We start from the raw sequence: 16,972 nt of genomic DNA on the forward strand, positions 1-16,972 counted from the left end.
GTGCAAACCGCAAAATACGGGAAGGCGGATTACTAGCGGCCCGGCCAGACAGGCGGGCGTTTTTCCTGGAAAGCGCGGACGCCTTCGGCTGAGTCTTCGCTGTCCAAGGCAGCCATGAGGGCTGGCAGGCGAAGGCCACGGGCCTCCTTGGCCGTGAGGTGGGTGGTCTGCGTGACCATCTGCTTCACTGCCCGGACCGACGTGGGGGCGCAGGCAACGATCTGGTCCACCCAGCGCTGCACCGCGGCGTCCAGCTCTTCAGCCGGAACCACCTCGTTGACCAGGCCCATGGAGTGCATTTCCGCGGCGTCGGCTTTGCGACCGGTCAGCAGCATGCCCATGGCCTGCGTGTGCGGGATCCGCCGCACCAACTGGTGGATGCCGCCGTCGAGCGCCAACCGCCCCACGCGAGGCTCGGTCAGGCCGAACTTTGCGGTATCGGCCGCCACCACGATGTCTGCGCCGAGCACCATCTCCATGCCGCCGCCCAGGGCGTAGCCGTTGACTCGGGCGATCACCGGGATATCGAGGGTGGTGCGCAGGCTCAGGCCGCCGAAGCCGTTGGGATCCAGGCCGGCCCAGTATTCAAGGCCCGTCTTGTCCACGGCGGAGGCAGACATGTCCGCGCCCACCGAGAAGGCACGGGATCCGGCGCCCGTGATCACGACGACACGCACTGATGGATCGTTCTCCAGCTGGTCCCAGATCCCGTTGAGCCGGGCTTGGGCGGTGGCATCGACGGCGTTGAGGACATGCTGGCGATCGATGACCACCGTTGCCACGTGGTTCTCAATGGTCAGGGTCACGGTGTCAACGCGGGACTCCACAACAGCCGTCACCGGAGGACTCCCAGCTGCTGCAGGCGTTCGATGGTTTCCTGGTCAAAGCCGTTCTCCAACAGGACCTCCACGTTGTGCTCGCCCAGGCGGGGCGCTGCACGACGGATGCTGGGAGGCGTTGCCGAGAGCCGGATGGGCGCGTTCAGCATGCGGACCGTGCCTACTGAGGGGTGTTCGACTTCCACGATCATGCCGTTGGCTTCTGTCTGTGCATCCGCCAACGCCTGCTCCAAGGTGTGCACCGGAGCGTTGAGCAGTCCTTGCTCCTCGAGTTGGTGGGTCCAGTACTCGGTGGAGTTGGTGGCGATGTGCTCCCGGAAGATCGCCTGCAACGCCGGCTTGTTCTTGAACTGCTGTTCCAGGCTGGAGAATTCCGGACGCTGCGTCAGGTCCTCATCCAGCCCCAGGGCGTCGGAGATCCGGGCCAGCGGGTCCGGCGTGAAGCCACCCACCATGCACACGGCACCGTCAGTGGTTTCGAAGACGCCGCTCAGGGGCATGGCACCCCAGTTGACCTCGTAACCGCGGTTGAGCTGCATGCACGCCTCCTGCATCTGCAGGTGCAGCATGGAGTCATACATGGTCACCTCCACACGCTGGCCAACTCCGGAGCTTTCCCGGGTGCGCAACGCCAGCAGGATGCCCTGCATGAGGTGCATGCCGGTGATGTAGTCGCACAAGGTGGTGGGGTAGATGGCCGGCTTGGTGTCTTCGGACTCGCGCCGCCACATCACACCGGAGTATGCCTGCGCGATCGCGTCCTGGCCACCCTTGTGGGAGTACGGGCCGGCAGGTCCGAAACCGGTGCCCGATGCCCAGATGATCCCCGGGTTCGTGGCCTTGAGCTCTTCGTAGCCGAAGCCCATGCGCTCCATGACACCGGAGCGGAAGTTGCTGACCACTACGTCTGCATCGGCGAGCAGCCGGTGCAGCACCTCGCGGCCTTCTTCGGTGCGGGTGTCGATGGAGACGCTGCGCTTGTTGCGGTTGATGGACAGGAAGATCGGGTTGTCCTGGCCGTCCTGGTCCGGGAAGGAGTTGCGCGAGATGTCACCGGCGCCCGGGCGTTCCACCTTGATGATGTCCGCGCCGTAGTCACCCAGCAGTTGCGTGCAGGATGGGCCCATGAACACCTGCGTGAAATCCACGATCTTGATGCCATCCAGCGGGAGCGGCACGGTTGCGGGAGACCCGGTGGCGAGTGCCGCCGTCGTGCTTTCCTGCTGTTCTGGTTCTACGGTCACGGTGCTCATGCCGGCACCGCCGCGGTTGCGTCGACAGTAGCGTTCGACGACGGGACGTCGCCCGGGTCTGCACCGTGGTGGCGCATGCCCTGCTGGATGTCCAGCGCGGAGACGTCGCGGACCAGGAGGTTGTTCTCCACGGCGAGGGCTGCCGCGACGCCGACGGCCTGGCCCATGGCCATGCAGGGCGGGATCTCGCGGGACATCTTCTGCGCCTCCGGCGTTGCGGAGTAGTGGCGGCCGGCCACCAGGAGTTGGTCCACTTCCTTGGGCAGGAGCGAGCGGTAGGGGTAGTAGTAGTCGCGGCCGCGGGCCACGGTGTCAGCGAAGTGCCGGCGCTGGGTGACGTCGTCCTTGGTCATGACGTACTCGCCCTGCAGGAGGCGGGTCTGGCGGACGCCCATCTGGGAGGCGACGTCCAGCATGTAGCAGTTTTCGAAGCCGGGGAGGTTGGCGCGGACGTAGTCCACCGCTTCGGAGATGCGGTCCCGGGCGGCGAATTCGGCGGCAGTCATGTCGGCGGGATCGACGCCGTCGAAACCGGTCATGTGGGGGGCGTTGCACCACACCACGCCGTCGATGGGGGTCTTGAGCCACCACAGTTCCCAGGCGCCGCCAAGGAGGCGCTTGATCTTGCGGTTGATGGCGCGGGCTTCCTTGGGGTTGGCCTGCTCGAAGGCCTCTGCGGCGTTGGTGTCCACATTGCCCAGGCGGAAGACCAGCGTGGTGAGGTAGTTGTCCTTGGCGTAGCTGGCGCCGGCACGGGAGGCGACGTCGATGTCACCGGTGGTGTCGATGACGACGTCGGCCATAAAGGCCTGTGGGCCAAGCTTGGTTTCGCAGATGACGCCCTTGATCACGCCGTTGTCCACGATGGGGCGGGAGAACCAGGAGTGCAGGCGGAGGTCCACGCCTGCCTCGCGGACGAGGTCGTTGGAGACGCGCTTCCAGCCATCGGGATCGAAGGCGGCGGCGTAGCAGATGGGCTTGGGGTTGGTGTGGGAGTGGAAGTCGAAGGTGCCGTAGCGGCCCCACTTGTTCCACAGTTCCTCGGAGGTCTTACGGTCATCTGCCGGCGGGACGATTGCCAAGCCGAGCTTCTGGAGGCGTTCGACGTACTCGGAGACGATGCCCGTGACAGTGATTTCCTGGCCGTTGATCATGTCATCGAGAACCAGGACCATACCGCCGGAGGCGAGGCCGCCCAAGGATGAGTAGCGTTCCAGCAGCGTGACTTTGGCGCCCGAACGGGCTGCGGTGACGGCAGCGGCCACGCCGGCGGGGCCACCACCAACTACCAGGACATTGGAGCGTGAGATGACCGGGGCGGTGAGGTCCGCCGTCGTGGTGCTGAGTTCCAGTGAGTTCAGAGCGTTCATGGGAGGTTCCTTACTTTCCGACGAAGATGCCGTTGCTGCGGCGTGCGGCGAGGTAGAAGACGATGCTGAGGATGGAGAGGACGGCCACGTAGACCGGGAAAACCCAGGTGAGGTTCAGCGATTGGAACCAGACCAGAAGATAGGAAGCAGTGCCGCCAAAGAGGGCCACGCCGATTCCGTAGCCCAGGGCCACGCCCGTGCCGCGGATGTTCTTGGGCATCAGGGACGAGCTGACCACGTTGTAGAGGGTCATGTTCAGGACCAGGACAATGGAGCCGCCAAGAAGTACGGCCGCGAAGCCGCCGATGCCTGGCTGGACGTACATCAGCATGAGGAATACGGACGGGATGGCAAGGATTCGGGTGACGAGGAACCACTTGGACATTGCCTTGCCGTCGGCCAGCTTGCCGATGACCCAGCTGCCGACCACCAGGATGACGCCCAGGATGGTGGTGAGGGCGAAGACGGCGGTGGGATCTTCCTTGAATCCGCTGCGTGCTGCGCTGGGGAGCCCGACGTTCCAGGCGTAATTGTAGGCCTGTGCTGCGCCCACCACGAAGATGATGGCCAGGACGGACAGCCAGTGCTTACGGACTCCGGACCACACTGCGCGGGGGGTGTTGGTGGCCATTTCCTCGGCCTTGAGCGTTTCCGGCAGGGAACGGCGGAGGTAGAGAACCACGAATCCGAAGAGGGCGCCGATGATGAACGGTACGCGCCAGCCCCAGTCGGCCATAGCGGCTCCGCCCAGGACCAGGCTGCAGAGGAAGCTGATGAGCGAGGCGAGCAGGATGCCGATGTTGACGTAGAAGGACATGATGCCGGCCACGTAGCCTTCCCGACCCTCTGGGGCGAGTTCAACGGCGTGCGAGGTGGACAGCGGAGCCTCAATGCCGGTGGAAATGCCTTGCAGGACGCGGCAAACCAGCAGGATGATTCCCGCAGCGGGGCCGATGGTCGCATAGCTCGGAGTGACGGCGATGATCAGCGTTGTTCCGGCCATCAACATGATGGAGAGCAGCATGACGCGGCGGCGGCCGATACGGTCGGCCAGGGTTCCCAGCAGGATGCCGCCCAGGGGACGGAACGCGAATCCGACGGCGAACACGGCCAAGGCGTTCAGCGTTGCGGAGAGTGGATCGGTGTTGGGGAAGAAGTTGGGGCCGATGAAGGCGGACAGGAGTCCGAAGACCATCCAGTCGTACCATTCCAGGGCGTTTCCGAGTCCCAGGCCCAGCAGGCCTTTGCGGACTTCCGGGGTGAATTTTGCGTTCTTCCGGGGAGATGAATGGGTGGTGCTTGGTGATGGGACTACGTTGTCCGTCGTTGTGGTGTCGAGCATGGAAGTGTCCTTACGCTGACGCCCAGGAGGGCGTGGGAGGGTATGACGCAGGAACGCCTGTTGGAGGAGGCGCTTGATGCGAAAGTGGCAAGGATTGTCAGCGGCCACGGTGTCGTGTCCGGACAGTTAAGGGAAAACGCTGGCGCCGTGTCGGGGCGGCAGGGTTACCACGCGTGTGGTGCGTTGACCCAGATGGCTACGCATACCTCTTCGTAGCTGTTCTTGTACCAGTGGGGAATCTCTGAGGAGTAGGTGATGGAGTCGCCCTCTTCAAGGCTGTAGCAGACGCCGTTGAGATAGACGTCCTTACGGCCGGAGATGATGTAGCAGAACTCTTCACCGCTGTGGGTAAAGGGGGTGTCGCTGGTGTCGTGCCCTGGGGGCGTGCTGATCCACTGCGCTTCGATGCTGCCGTCGCGGTTCGGGGTGAGCAGCTCGTGCACTGCTTCACCCACGGATTCGCGGGTGACGTTCTTAAGGTTGCGTCGATCGGACCTGCGGACCACGGGAGACTTGGATTCTTCCTGGCCGATGAAGAATCTTCCCACCGGGATGTCCAGGCCGTGGGCCAATTGAGCGAGTGTGGTGAAGGAAGGGTTGGCCATGCCGCGTTCGATTTGGCTGACGATCGCCTGGCTAAGGCCGGTGATGTCCGAGAGTTGGGCCAAGGTCATTCCCTTTGCCTTGCGCATGGTGCGCACCTTGTTTCCGACGGTCGCCAGCAGTTCGCTGGTGGCCGGTGGAGCAGGAGTCTCGGTAGTCATTGCCGCATCCTTCGTTGGTGAGCTAACTCACACAACTATAGTGAAGATCTTTAGCGAGTCAATGGTTTCTCTTCAATAAGTTGAAGAAATTTACAGGAGTGGTGTTTCAAGCTCACTGATGGTCCCGCGCACGTAAAGGTCGATTTCGCTGACCTGCGGAGCGAGTTCGTAGAGGTGGTCCGCGTTGGGCAGGAGCCGGATGCTGATCTCGAGCTCTGTCGCCAGCCGGTTCATGCAGATGGCACCCACCATGTGGCTGGAGGTCTTCAAGCTCAGGACAGCGTCCATGGCGTCTTCCATGTCCAGGTTTTCCAAGGCACGATGAAGCCGCGAAACCCGCCACGGCAGGAGGGCTACGTAGTTACGGACGAAGGCGCCGATGATGGCTTGGTCTCCGCCAAGCTCAGCCTGGAGTTCGGTCAGGACGGTGCGATCCACCAGGGCGTCTGTGCACTCGTCATACTCAGACACCAGACTCCTCCCGCCTCCAAACAATAGATTCACGATTCAACAGTAGGACCCGTTCAACTGCCGACGCGCCATAAAAGCAAAGCTTGATCCAATCTTGAGCGGACTCAGAGGGAGTCTTGATCACCGGCCCACAGAGTTGGGACGAGCAGCTGAAAGATCGCGGATCCGGGGGATTCCAGGCTTGAATCAAGGAACGGGAAACAGCATGAACAGTAGTGCTCGTCCAGCACCAGGCCTCATGGTCATCATCGTCTTTTGCATGACCGTTCTCCTTGGCATCGGTGGCACCGCAGCGTTCGCACTCTGGGAACAGAGCACCCGTCCCGCAGCTACTGATCAGTCGGTCACGTCCGCCCCATCTGCTCCGCCTGCGCGATAGCCGGAGGGGTTCCCAGGCTGCCCATCCAGAAACTCCGTGAGCCGGTCTTCCAGTACTGACCGGTCCTTCAGCTGGCACTCCCATACCGTCAGTACGTCCCAGCCTCCCGCAGCCAGCTGCTCCCGTTGCTCGGCATCGCGTTGACGGGTCCGGGTTCGCTTGGCTTCCCAGAACCCGGCATTGGCCGCTGGCGCATGCTGCCCGACCCGGCAGTCATGGAAATGCCAGAAACAGCCGTTGACGAAAATGACCTTGCGCCGTCCCGCGAACACCAAGTCCGGACGCCCCGGCAGCTTCGCCGCCCCGGCCTGGCCGTGCAGCCGGTACCGGTACCCTTTCGCGTGCAGGAGCTTGCGGACCAGCAGGCGGAGTTTTTGTACACCTCTTGCCCCTAAGACCGGGTTTTAGAGGCATTAGCTGTACAAAAACTCCAGGGTTACTGTCCTGGGCGCTTGGAAGGACAACAACCGGAGCCAATCCGGGTTTGAGTCCCGAAGCCGGACACCCTTGAGGGCAGCTGCCGTTTCATGAACGACGACGGCGGCCTCCAGCTCGGCGAGCTTGGCACCCAGGCACCGGTGGATCCCGGAGCCGAAGGCGAGGCCGTAGGGCGTGGGGCCCGGACGATCGGCGCCGGCAGTATCGGCGCCGGCAGTATCTGCCCAAGGGAATCCATGATTGCCCGTCAGCTCCAAGAGAATCTCCTCACCCGCCGGGATACGCTGACCGTCCAGCTCCGTGTCCTGGCTGGCCACCCGTCGCCACGTGGGCACGGAAGACTCCGTTGCAAGGACGTGGCGGACCAGGTCGCGGGCCTTGGGGGCGGAAGCGGCTTCGCACCAGGAGATGCCACGGGACCCTTCGGCCAGGCGGAACAACGTGGTGCTGATCAGTTGCGTGGTGGTCTCCTGTCCAGCGATCAGCAGGAAGTAGCCCAGGGAGCAGATCCCGGGAGTGCTGAGACCGTGGCGGGCCAGCGCATTGAAGAGGCTGGGTTCCGGCGATGCCACCGATTCCAACACCAGTTCCCTGAGCCAGGAGTAGAAGTCTGCGGCGCTGTGGGCCAGCTCGAGTTGCCGGTCCTCATCCGGCCAGCCCCAGAACAGTTCCAACGAGTCCAGGCTCCACGCTTTCAACGCCGGCACGTCGCGGACCGGCAACCCCAGCATCTCCAGCATCACGATGGCCGGGGGATCGGCGGCCACGGCCTGCACCAGGTCCACGCTCCCTCCGGAGGCCATCAGTTGCGCGGCACGGGCAGCTGCTTCGCGCGCCAAGGCACGAATGCGGGGTTCCATCGCTGCCACTTTGGCTGGCGTGAAGAAACCCGCCACTACCTTGCGGATGCCTGCGTGTGTCCCGGTGTCGTTGCTGGCCAGGACCGGCGGAAGCGCAAACCGGGCCTTCTGCAGCACCCGCAGCGCCCGTCCGCTCAACGGCGTCACGGCCAGCAGCGCGTTGGCCGGGCTGAAGTCCTGCGGCCTGTGCAGCACTTCGCGGACAGTATCCGGATTCCGGAGCACCCGGTAAGGGCAGGCGCCGGACTCGGGAAGACCCACTTCGGTGGTTGCTGCCGCGCTCATGCCGGCAGCCCCTCAAGCCATGCGCATGAATGGGCGCGGAAATCGGCAGGATCCAGTCCGGAGGCATCAACCGGGATGGCACCAAGGAATGGAACCGGCCACGAGGTGATGGCAGCCCTGTTACTCCGCTCCACCGCGCCCGGCGTCACCGGCCAGCTTCCGAGAACCACTCCCACTACCGGCAAGGTCCTTCGGTCCAATGCCTCCAGCGTCAGCGCCGTGTGGTTCAAGGTGCCCAGGGCGGACCGCGCCACCACAACAAAAGCAGCCGAATCGCCCAGCCGGGTTCCCAGATCGGCCAGCGTCCCGCCGTCGTGATCCAACTCCACCAGCAGTCCGCCGGCGCCCTCCACCAGCACGTGATCGTGCGCTGCTGACAGCTCACGGATCCGCCCGGCGTGAACGTCCAGCAGTGGCAGGGTGACCTCATCGAGGACGGCTGCAGGGACGGGCGCCATGGGCTCTTGGAGAACGACGCCGGCCTCCGTAGTGAGCGGATCCGCCAAGCGGGTCACCTCGGCGCAATCGGAATCGCCCACCACATTTCCGCTCTGGCAGGGCTTGTAAACGGCAACCGTCCGGCCCCTCTGATGAAGGGCAGCGGTGACGGCCGCCGTCGTGATGGTCTTACCGACGCCGGTATCGGTGCCGGTGACCAGGACGATGGGAGGCAGTTTCATGATGTTCTCTCCAGAATGCCGCGCAACGTCGCGCAGGCGTGGTCGATGTCAGCCGGGGTGAGGGTGGCCCTGGCCGTGAGGCGAAGGCGGGACACCCCATCCGGGACGGACGGTGGGCGGAAGCACCCCACAAGGACGCCCTCCGCATGGGCGGCCCCGCTGGCAGCGAGAGCCTCTGCAGCGGAGGGCATCGGGATGGACTGGACTGCTCCGGCGGAGCGTTCGACGGCGCTGCCGAGCCTCTCCAGCGCAGGCTGAAGGTGGGCAGCCATGGCAGCTGCGTTGTGGTGGACAGCCGCTGCACGCCACGGTTCGGCACGCACGACGCCGATGGCAGCGAGCGCCGCGGCCGCCGCCGGGGGAGCGAGTGCTGTGTCGAAGATGAAGCTTCTGGCCCTGTTCACCAGGTGCTCCCTGAGCAGGGCTGGGCCCAGCACGGCTCCGCCTTGGCTGCCAAGCGCCTTGGACAGGGTGGCTGTGACGATGACGTTGGGATGGCCGGCCAATCCGGTTCCTGCGATCGCGCCACGTCCGGCGTCCTTCCCGGAGCCCGCGACGCCCAGGCTGTGGGCTTCGTCAACCAGCAGCACGGCGTCATGGGCTTCGGCCAGGTCCAGGAGTTCCAGTAGCGGTGCGGCATCCCCGCCCACGCTATAAATGGACTCCACGACGATGATCCCCCGTGGCTGGGTACGTTTGGCCAGTTTTTCCGCCGCGTCCGCCACGCTGTTGTGCGTGAATTCCTTCACCTCGGAGCGGCTCAGCCGGAAGCCATCGATCAGCGAGGCATGGCACTGCGTGTCGGCAACAATCAATGCCCCCGGGCCGCCGAGGGCGGTAGTGACTCCAAGGTTCGCTAGATAGCCGGAGGAGAAAACCAGCCCGGCGTCCATCCCTGTCAGCTCAGCGAGTCCGTGCTCCAACTCCAGGTGCAGCGCGGTGGTGCCCGCTACCAGTCGGGACGACGTGGCGCCCGTGCCCCACTTGGCGATGGCTTCCCGCGCGGCTTCGGCGAGCCTGGGATCCGTGGCCAAGCCGAGGTAGTCGTTACTGGCGAGGTCGATCATCCGGTGGTCCGCCCGGCGAACTTGAGGCGTCCTCACCAAACCCCGGCGCTCGCGGACCCGGGCCTGTTCCTGCAGCCATGTGGCCATGGCGGTGCTCACGCGGCCACCCCCTGGTGGGAGGTTTCCGCCACGGCGGCCACCATGCCAGCGGCCATCGCGCGCACTTCAGCGGCGGAACTAATGTACGGCGGCATCGCATAGACCAGGTTCCGGAACGGGCGAACCCACACGCCATGCTCGACGGCGGCCTTCGTCACCGCGGTCACATCCACCGCGTCCCTCAATTCGATGACGCCCACGGCGCCGAAGGTACGGACGCCGGCAACGGCGTCGAGCGTCATCGCCGGGGCCAAACCCTCGGCAAGTGCGGTGCCAACGCGTTCCACGTCCTCTCGCCAAGCTCCCGTGGCAAGGATGCCGAGGCTTGCGTTGGCGGCGGCGCACGCCAGGGGATTGGCCATGAAGGTGGGCCCGTGCAGGAGTGCCCCGGCGCCTCCGGAAGATACCGCCCGGGCAACGTCGCCGGTACACAGCGTCGCAGCCAAGGTGAGGTAACCGCCGGTGAGCGCTTTGCCGACGCACATGATGTCCGGGACGACGCGTGCGTGGTCCGCGGCGAAGAGTTCACCGGTTCGCCCGAAACCCGTGGCGATCTCGTCCAGGATCAGCAGCAGTCCGTGGCGGTCCGCGATCCCACGCAGGATCCGAACGCACTCGGCCGGGTACATGAACATGCCGCCTGCGCCTTGAAGCAATGGCTCCACGATAATCGCGGCGAGTTCGTTGGAACGCTCCATGGCAAGGCGCTCCACGGCGTCCCGCCATTCCTCGATTCCGGCGGGGGTGGCTGTTGCGGCCGCAGGTGGGCGGGGCGCGAAGACGTTGCGGGCCAGCAACCCTGGGAAGGACGAATGCATGCCGTCCACAGGATCGCAGACGCCCATGGCCGCGAACGTGTCCCCGTGGTAACCGCCACGGATGGTCAGGAAACTCTGCCGCGTGGGCCGGCCGGTTGCCGTCTGGAACTGCACCGCCAGTTTGAGCGCGACCTCGACCGAGATGGATCCCGAATCTGCCAGGAACACCCGTTCCAGGCGCCTCCCCGGTTCGCCCGGCGCCATGGACAGCAGGCTTTCCGCGAGTTCCACGGCGGGCTGGTGCGTGAGCCCGCCGAACATCACGTGGCTGAAACTGCTGAGCTGGCGCTGGAGGGCGGCATCCATGACGGGGTTCCGGTAGCCGTGGATCACCGACCACCACGACGACATCGCGTCCAGCACCTCATGCGTTCGTCCCCGTTCGTCGCGAAGCCGCAGCGCCACGCCGTCGGCCGCTTCCACCTCCCACAGGGGAAGCGTCGGGGAGGCAGGCGCGTAAGGGTGCCATAGGCTCGCGCGGTCACGCTCGATCAGCGTGCTCATGATGCCAGCCGTCCGTGCCTGGAACAGTCCGCGGTCCACCCCAGCGGCGTGACCTGGACCTTCATGCGGCGGCGGCACTGCGGGCAGAAGCGCGGCGGCTCCATCGCCAGCCGCTGGTGGCAGTTTTGCTGGGAGTCCGACGTCGGGCTGTCACCGCTGCCATGGACGTTACCGCCGCAATGCCCGCAAAACTGTTGGAAGTCTGCGGTGGTCACAGCGACTTCTGGAATTCCTTGATGGGCATGTTGAGCTCCACCAGCAGGTTCAGGTCGGCGTCGGCGGGGCGCCCCAGGGTGGTGAGGTAGTTGCCCACGATGACAGCGTTGATTCCGCCGAGCAGGCCCTCGCGGGTGCCGAGGTCGCCGAGGGTGAGTTCACGGCCACCGGCATAGCGGAGCACGGTCCGGGGCATGGCGAGCCGGAACGCCGCGATGGCACGGAGGGCGTCCTTGCCGTCCATGATGCCTTGGTTCTCCAGGGGTGTTCCGGGGCGGGGGTTGAGGAAGTTGAGCGGGACTTCGTGGGGTTCAAGGGCCGCGAGCTGGGCTGCGAGTTCGGCACGCTGGGCCACTGATTCGCCCATGCCGATCAGGGCGCCGCAGCACAGTTCCATGCCGGCGGCCTTGACCATGGCGCACGTTTCCAGGCGTTCTTCGTAGCTATGGGTGGTCACAACCTCGGGGAAGTAGCTCCGGGCCGTTTCAAGGTTGTGGTTGTACCGGTGGACGCCCCACTCGGCCAGCTGGTCCACTTGCCGCTGCGTGAGCATGCCAAGCGAGCAGGCGATGTTGATCTCCACTGCTTCGTTGATACGGTCGATCGCGAACTTGATCTGGTTCATGAGCTTGATGTCGGGCCCGCGCACGGCTGCGACGATGCAGAACTCCGTGGCCCCCGTTGCGGCGGTCTCCTTGGCGGCCTTGACCAGTTCCGGAATGTCCAGCCAGACACCGCGTACAGGGGAGTCGAACAGGCCGGATTGGCTGCAGAAATGACAGTCCTCGGGGCAGCCGCCGGTCTTGATGGAGATGATGCCCTCCACTTCCACGTCCTCGCCGCAGTGCTTGAGGCGAACCTCGTGGGCCAGTTGCAGGGCTGCGGGGATGGCGTCGTCGGGGAGCTCAAGGATCTCGATGAGTTGGGCTTCGGTCAGGCCCTCGCCGCGTTCGAGGACCTGCTCGCGGGCGGTGTCCAGGATGGCGTAGGTGGTGGTTTCCCGGGATTCCTGGGTTGCTTGGGTGCTCATGTCCTTGACGGTATCCGCGCTGGTGAAGGGCGATTTTGTGGGGTGCGTACAAACGCGGGTGGTTGATTTTGGACTTGACTGCCCAGGGCGCCTGGTGCAGAAGTTACAGCTGTGAAACATGGACGTGACTGAATTGACGCGCTGCGTGACTAGCGTCGGGGGCGAGGCACAGACCCCGACGAAAGCGACCACGAATGATCGACGACAAGACGAGTACCGCCACACTGGAGCCAACGACGGCGGCAAGCACCGCCGTCGGAACCGGCACCTCGGGTGCTCCAGCAGCCGGCAACTCCGACGCAATGAGTGCAGCGAAGGAGAGCCTGGAGGATTACACGCTCCGCTTCGCCCCGCGCTCCTACCGGAAGTGGAGCGCCGGTGTGGTGGCCACGAGCGCGCTGGGTGGCATCGCCTACCTGGCCGACTTTTCGATCGGCGCGAACATCGGCATCGCGTACGGAACGGTGAATGCGATCTTTGGCATCATTGTGGCGGCCGTGATCATCTTCGCCACCGGGTTCCCGTTGGCCTACTACGCCGCCCGGTACAACATCGACCTTGACCTCATCACCCGAGGCTCGGGCTTTGGCTACTACGGCTCGGTGGTCACCAACATCATCTTCGCCACCTTCACGTTCATCTTCTTCGCCCTCGAGGGCTCCATCATGGCCCAGGGGTTGCAGTTGGGCCTGGGTATCCCTCAATGGATCGGCTACGCAGTGTCCACCATCATCATCATTCCCTTGGTGATCTATGGGATGAAGACACTCGCTACGTTGCAGGTGTGGACCACCCCGCTCTGGCTGTTGCTGATGGTGGTTCCCGTTGGCTACCTGCTGCTGTCGCACCCCGAGAGCATCGATGCCTTCTTCGCTTTCACCGGTGCGTCCGGCGGGGGCGGCCCCAACCTGGCCTCGGTGATGCTGGCCGCAGGTGTTTGTTTGTCCCTGATGGCGCAGATCGCTGAGCAGATCGACTACCTTCGCTTCATGCCGCCCAAGACCGCCGAGAACAAGGGTGCCTGGTGGCGCGCCGTGATCCTCGCCGGACCGGGCTGGGTCATCTTCGGTGCCATCAAGCAGATCATTGGCCTCTTCATCGCGATCTACCTCATTGCCAAGCTGGACCCCGCAGCTGCTTCTTCCGCGAATGAGCCGGTCCACCAGTTCCTGGGCGTCTACGAGGAGATGATGCCGGCATGGCTGGCGATGACACTGGCTGTGGTGCTGGTGGTTATTTCCCAGATCAAGATCAACGTCACCAACGCCTACTCGGGTTCGCTGGCCTGGACCAACTCCTTCACCCGCATCACCAAGACCTACCCGGGCCGCATGGTGTTCGTGGTGGTCAACCTGGTCATCGCGCTGATCCTGATGGAGTCGAACATGTTCGAGTTCCTCAACACCATCCTCGGTTTCTACGCCAACTGCGCCATGGCCTGGGTGGTCACGGTTGCCTCCGATATCGCGATCAACAAGTACCTGCTGAAGATCTCGCCCAAGGTTCCGGAGTTCCGCCGCGGCATGCTCTACGCCGTGAACCCGGTGGGCTTCCTGTCCATGCTGGTCTCAGCGGGAGTCTCCATCGCGGTGTTCTTCGGGGCGTTCGGTTCCGGTGTCCAGCCGTTCTCGCCCATCTTCGCGGTGGGTCTGGCCCTGGTGCTGCCGCCCGTTCTCGCCCTTGCCACGAAGGGCCGCTACTACCTGCGCCGGACTGACGACGGCATCGACCTCCCCATGTTCGATGCCGACGGCAACCCGAGCGACGCGAAGCTTCTCTGCCACGTCACGGGCCTTGAGTTCGAACGCCCGGACATGCTCCGGTCCGGTCAGGACGGGCCCGACGGCGAACCCCAGTACATCTCGTCCCTTGCCTTGTCCACGGATAAGTCGGGCGAGCTGGTGCTCCCGGCCCAGAAGTAGCCCATCCCCGAACCCAACCAGGTGTCAGACCAGGTCGTTTTGAGAGCTCAGTAGGACCTGATCTGCGACCTACTTGGGTGCACGCAGAACGCCCCGGCTTCCAGGAAAGGAGCCGGGGCGTTCTGCTGTGTGTTTAGTGCTGTGTTTGCGGGGCCAGGGGCTTACTTGTCGAAGGCGTCCTTTGCGGCGTCCTTGACGTTCTCGCCGGCCTGCTTGGTCTTGGCCGCCGCTTGGTCAGCGACACCCTCGGCCTGCAGTTTCTCGTTGTTGGTGGCGTCGCCCAAGGCTTCCTTTGCCTTGCCGGTGACTTCCTGTGCCTTGTTGCTGATCTTGTCTCCGAGTCCCATGGGCCCTCCTTCGATGTAATCAAACGCTGACAATTGCTAGGCTATCGAGCAATTCTGGGTACTTCCTGAATGGAGTCCAAAAATAGTCAGGATGCTTACACTGAGACCATGGCTGCGGAGATCCGGAACGAACAAACGGAGAAGACCGACCTTGACGAGGACATCGCCATGGCCTTGGCCAACAATGTGGCGTCCGGGTCCTACGATCCTGACGGGGAGAGCGCGGATCCCCGCACCAAATACCCGTCGGGAGAATTCGAGCCACAAACCCAGGATTACCCCGGCTGGACCGAGGCCATGAACCCACGGCCCGACCACGGCGAGCAAAGCTATGTGGGCCACCACCGCCTGCTGGGCCGCCGGACCTTGATCACCGGCGGCGACAGCGGAATCGGCAAGGCCGTGGCCATCGCCTTTGCCCGGGAAGGTGCCGATGTTGCGTTCACCTACCTGCCCGAAGAAGAGCAGGACGCCGAGCACACGGTCCAGCTGATTGAAGACGCCGGAAGCAGGGCTTTGGCATTACCAGGCGACCTGCGGGACGAGGAGTTCTGCCAGGAGGTCATTGCCCAAACCGTGATGGATTTCGGTGGGCTCAACGTCCTGGTGAACAACGCCGGGTTCCAGATGACAACAAGCCAAGGACTCGAAGACCTCAGCACCGATCAGTTTGACCGGACGTTCAAGACCAATGTCTACGCCCTGTTCTGGCTCACCAAGGCTGCCCTCCCTCACCTGCAGCCGGGCTCCGCAATCATCAACACCTCGTCCATCCAGGGCTACCACCCAAGCCCGTCCCTGATCGACTACGCCGCTACCAAAGCAGCGATCAACAGCATGACCTTTTCCTTGGCGGAATCACTGGGGCCGAAGGGCATACGCGTCAACGCTGTGGCCCCAGGCCCGGTGTGGACCCCGCTGCAGCCGCCCACCCAGCCCGTGGAAAAGATCCAAGCGTTCGGGCAGGACACCCCGCTGGGCCGTGCGGGGCAGCCGGCCGAACTTGCTTCGACCTATGTGTTGTTGGCCAGTGAGGATTCCAGCTATATCTCGGGATCGGTCATTGGCGTCACGGGTGGGAAGCACTTGGCCTGATCGTCCGGGTTCAAAGCGTGGGATCAGGGACGTCTTCGACGCTGAGTGAGCGCCGGCCATCCCGAAACTACCGGCAAATAAAACCATAAGTAATCTGACCATCGGTGTTAACATGGTGGGCAAGGGAGAGTTTCGGGCAGAGATGACCGAGGAGTGTCCGCATTGCCGTCAATGAAAAACCCTCTGGTTCCAGGGGACGCAACCCGTCCTCACGCCGAACCCCTCCGGTGCAGCCAATGCCGGTCCGCTGATCACTTGGATCTGGAAACCATCGAATCCATTGACCCGCATGCCGGCGATTTGATGGTCCGGGTGTCCTATAGCTGCCTGGCCTGCGAGGCGTCGTACGCCCACAACGCTGCGTTCCATGACGTTGCCGCGGTCCTCAACCGCAGCGGAAGCGTTTCCGGGTTGCTCCAATTCGGCGGGACGTACTTTCACTGCGGAGAAGCCATGACCTTCGCGAAATCGTCCACCCGGAGCGTATACGCCCCCATGACCACTGAGGACGTGGACGACGGCTTGCTGGACGTTTACCTGAAGACGCGCGTGATCCAATGCCGCTGCGGATTCCGGATGGAGCTGCCGGCCTGAGAGCCCGTAGTTTCGAGGTGGCCTCATCGGGGCACACCTCGAGTATCAAGCACAGCGTGGGCCACGAGCGGCACCCATAAAAGCCGCCCATCAGGAGGTAGTGCACATGGACACGGGACAACTGGTTCTCATCATCGTGTTGGCCGTCGTAGTTATTGCTGTGGTGATTGCCGCAGTGGTGATTGGACGCCGTAAGAAAACGGAGATGAACCGGCACCGGGCCGAGGAGTTGCGTGAGAAAGCAGCCGAGGAAGCCATCGGAGCACACCAAGCCAAAGCCGAGTCGGCGCAAGCTGAAGCGGCCGCGCTCCAGGCGGAAGTCGAGGCGAACCGGCTTCGCAAGGACGCGGAGCGCCACGCGGAGAAGGCCGGCGAGGCGCATGAGCGGGTCGAGGAGCACCTTCGGCACGCTGACAAGCTGGACCCCAACGTCAGGGATGGCCGCGGGGCAGACGAGGAACGCGATGAGCATACGGAGCGCGCGACTGGTCGGGACCAGGCAACGGTCGACGACGGTGCGCGCCTGAGGCGCGACCGCAACGGACGTGACGATTCAGTGCGTGACGATTCAACGCGCGAGGGTGACAGGAATTCATAGT

Annotated in this window: 17 protein-coding genes and 1 pseudogene; 5 read left to right on the forward strand and 13 right to left on the reverse strand. The window is 64.1% G+C overall.

Translation table 11 applies throughout. The features are described 5' to 3' along the window. Positions 1–32 precede the first annotated feature (32 nt). From J3D46_RS10320 to J3D46_RS10345, 6 genes are all read right to left on the reverse strand, one after another. On the reverse strand, positions 33–839 hold the full coding sequence (locus J3D46_RS10320) for an enoyl-CoA hydratase-related protein (RefSeq protein ID WP_253466823.1): 807 nt from the start codon (positions 837–839) through the stop codon (positions 33–35). Next, the gene (locus J3D46_RS10325) at positions 836–2,092 is read right to left on the reverse strand and encodes a CaiB/BaiF CoA-transferase family protein (RefSeq protein ID WP_253466826.1); all 1,257 of its coding nucleotides are present in this window, start codon (positions 2,090–2,092) and stop codon (positions 836–838) included. Before J3D46_RS10325 ends, J3D46_RS10320 begins: the two co-directional genes overlap by 4 nt. After that, a complete protein-coding gene (locus tag J3D46_RS10330; protein WP_253466829.1) occupies positions 2,089–3,462 on the reverse strand; it encodes an FAD-dependent oxidoreductase in 1,374 nt (457 codons plus the stop codon). Before J3D46_RS10330 ends, J3D46_RS10325 begins: the two co-directional genes overlap by 4 nt. A gap of 10 nt (positions 3,463–3,472) precedes the next feature. Next, a complete protein-coding gene (locus J3D46_RS10335; protein WP_253466831.1) occupies positions 3,473–4,804 on the reverse strand; it encodes an MFS transporter in 1,332 nt (443 codons plus the stop codon). 164 nt (positions 4,805–4,968) lie between these two features. After that, a complete protein-coding gene (locus J3D46_RS10340) occupies positions 4,969–5,568 on the reverse strand; it encodes a helix-turn-helix domain-containing protein (protein ID WP_189015422.1) in 600 nt (199 codons plus the stop codon). A 90-nt stretch (positions 5,569–5,658) separates the two neighbouring features. Next, entirely contained in the window at positions 5,659–6,039 is a 381-nt protein-coding gene (locus tag J3D46_RS10345) for an Hpt domain-containing protein (protein ID WP_231341215.1), read from the reverse strand. Positions 6,040–6,244: 205 nt separating this feature from the next. Here J3D46_RS10345 and J3D46_RS10350 point away from each other — a divergent pair, with 205 nt between their 5' ends. Continuing rightward, positions 6,245–6,418 (forward strand): hypothetical protein, encoded by a 174-nt coding sequence (locus J3D46_RS10350; RefSeq protein ID WP_253466835.1) that lies wholly within the window; start codon positions 6,245–6,247, stop codon positions 6,416–6,418. Here J3D46_RS10350 and J3D46_RS10355 read toward each other — a convergent pair. From J3D46_RS10355 to bioB, 6 genes and pseudogenes are all read right to left on the reverse strand, one after another. Beyond that, a pseudogene (locus J3D46_RS10355) lies at positions 6,376–6,792 on the reverse strand (very short patch repair endonuclease); the annotation flags it as partial. The gene J3D46_RS10350 and the pseudogene J3D46_RS10355 sit on opposite strands and share 43 nt — an antisense overlap. 39 nt (positions 6,793–6,831) lie before the next feature. Next, positions 6,832–8,001: a cytochrome P450 gene (locus J3D46_RS10360; protein ID WP_253466838.1), complete on the reverse strand. Its 1,170-nt coding sequence runs from the start codon at positions 7,999–8,001 to the stop codon at positions 6,832–6,834. After that, complete coding sequence (bioD, locus tag J3D46_RS10365) at positions 7,998–8,681, reverse strand: dethiobiotin synthase (protein ID WP_231341212.1); 684 nt, start codon at positions 8,679–8,681, stop codon at positions 7,998–8,000. The genes J3D46_RS10360 and bioD overlap by 4 nt, the downstream gene beginning before the upstream one ends. Continuing rightward, positions 8,678–9,835: an 8-amino-7-oxononanoate synthase gene (locus J3D46_RS10370; RefSeq protein ID WP_256492244.1), complete on the reverse strand. Its 1,158-nt coding sequence runs from the start codon at positions 9,833–9,835 to the stop codon at positions 8,678–8,680. The genes bioD and J3D46_RS10370 overlap by 4 nt, the downstream gene beginning before the upstream one ends. An 8-nt stretch (positions 9,836–9,843) precedes the next feature. Next, entirely contained in the window at positions 9,844–11,169 is a 1,326-nt protein-coding gene (locus tag J3D46_RS10375; protein ID WP_253466843.1) for an adenosylmethionine--8-amino-7-oxononanoate transaminase, read from the reverse strand. A 211-nt stretch (positions 11,170–11,380) separates the two neighbouring features. After that, complete coding sequence (gene bioB / locus J3D46_RS10380; RefSeq protein WP_253466846.1) at positions 11,381–12,415, reverse strand: biotin synthase BioB; 1,035 nt, start codon at positions 12,413–12,415, stop codon at positions 11,381–11,383. A 194-nt stretch (positions 12,416–12,609) separates the two neighbouring features. Here bioB and J3D46_RS10385 point away from each other — a divergent pair, with 194 nt between their 5' ends. Next, complete coding sequence (locus J3D46_RS10385) at positions 12,610–14,337, forward strand: cytosine permease (RefSeq protein WP_253466849.1); 1,728 nt, start codon at positions 12,610–12,612, stop codon at positions 14,335–14,337. Between the two features lie 161 nt (positions 14,338–14,498). Here the strand turns inward: J3D46_RS10385 and J3D46_RS10390 are convergent, their stop codons facing one another. Next, complete coding sequence (locus tag J3D46_RS10390) at positions 14,499–14,684, reverse strand: CsbD family protein (protein WP_018777112.1); 186 nt, start codon at positions 14,682–14,684, stop codon at positions 14,499–14,501. Positions 14,685–14,792: 108 nt separating this feature from the next. On the opposite strand from J3D46_RS10390, the gene J3D46_RS10395 reads away from it, so the two are divergent. From J3D46_RS10395 to J3D46_RS10405, 3 genes are all read left to right on the forward strand, one after another. Next, entirely contained in the window at positions 14,793–15,779 is a 987-nt protein-coding gene (locus J3D46_RS10395) for an SDR family oxidoreductase (RefSeq protein WP_305884638.1), read from the forward strand. A 255-nt stretch (positions 15,780–16,034) separates the two neighbouring features. Then, positions 16,035–16,373 (forward strand): hypothetical protein, encoded by a 339-nt coding sequence (locus J3D46_RS10400; RefSeq protein ID WP_253466852.1) that lies wholly within the window; start codon positions 16,035–16,037, stop codon positions 16,371–16,373. A gap of 106 nt (positions 16,374–16,479) precedes the next feature. Further along, complete coding sequence (locus tag J3D46_RS10405) at positions 16,480–16,971, forward strand: hypothetical protein (protein ID WP_253466856.1); 492 nt, start codon at positions 16,480–16,482, stop codon at positions 16,969–16,971. Position 16,972 lies beyond the last annotated feature (1 nt).

This window comes from Paenarthrobacter sp. A20 (assembly GCF_024168825.1).
GTDB lineage: Bacteria > Actinomycetota > Actinomycetes > Actinomycetales > Micrococcaceae > Arthrobacter.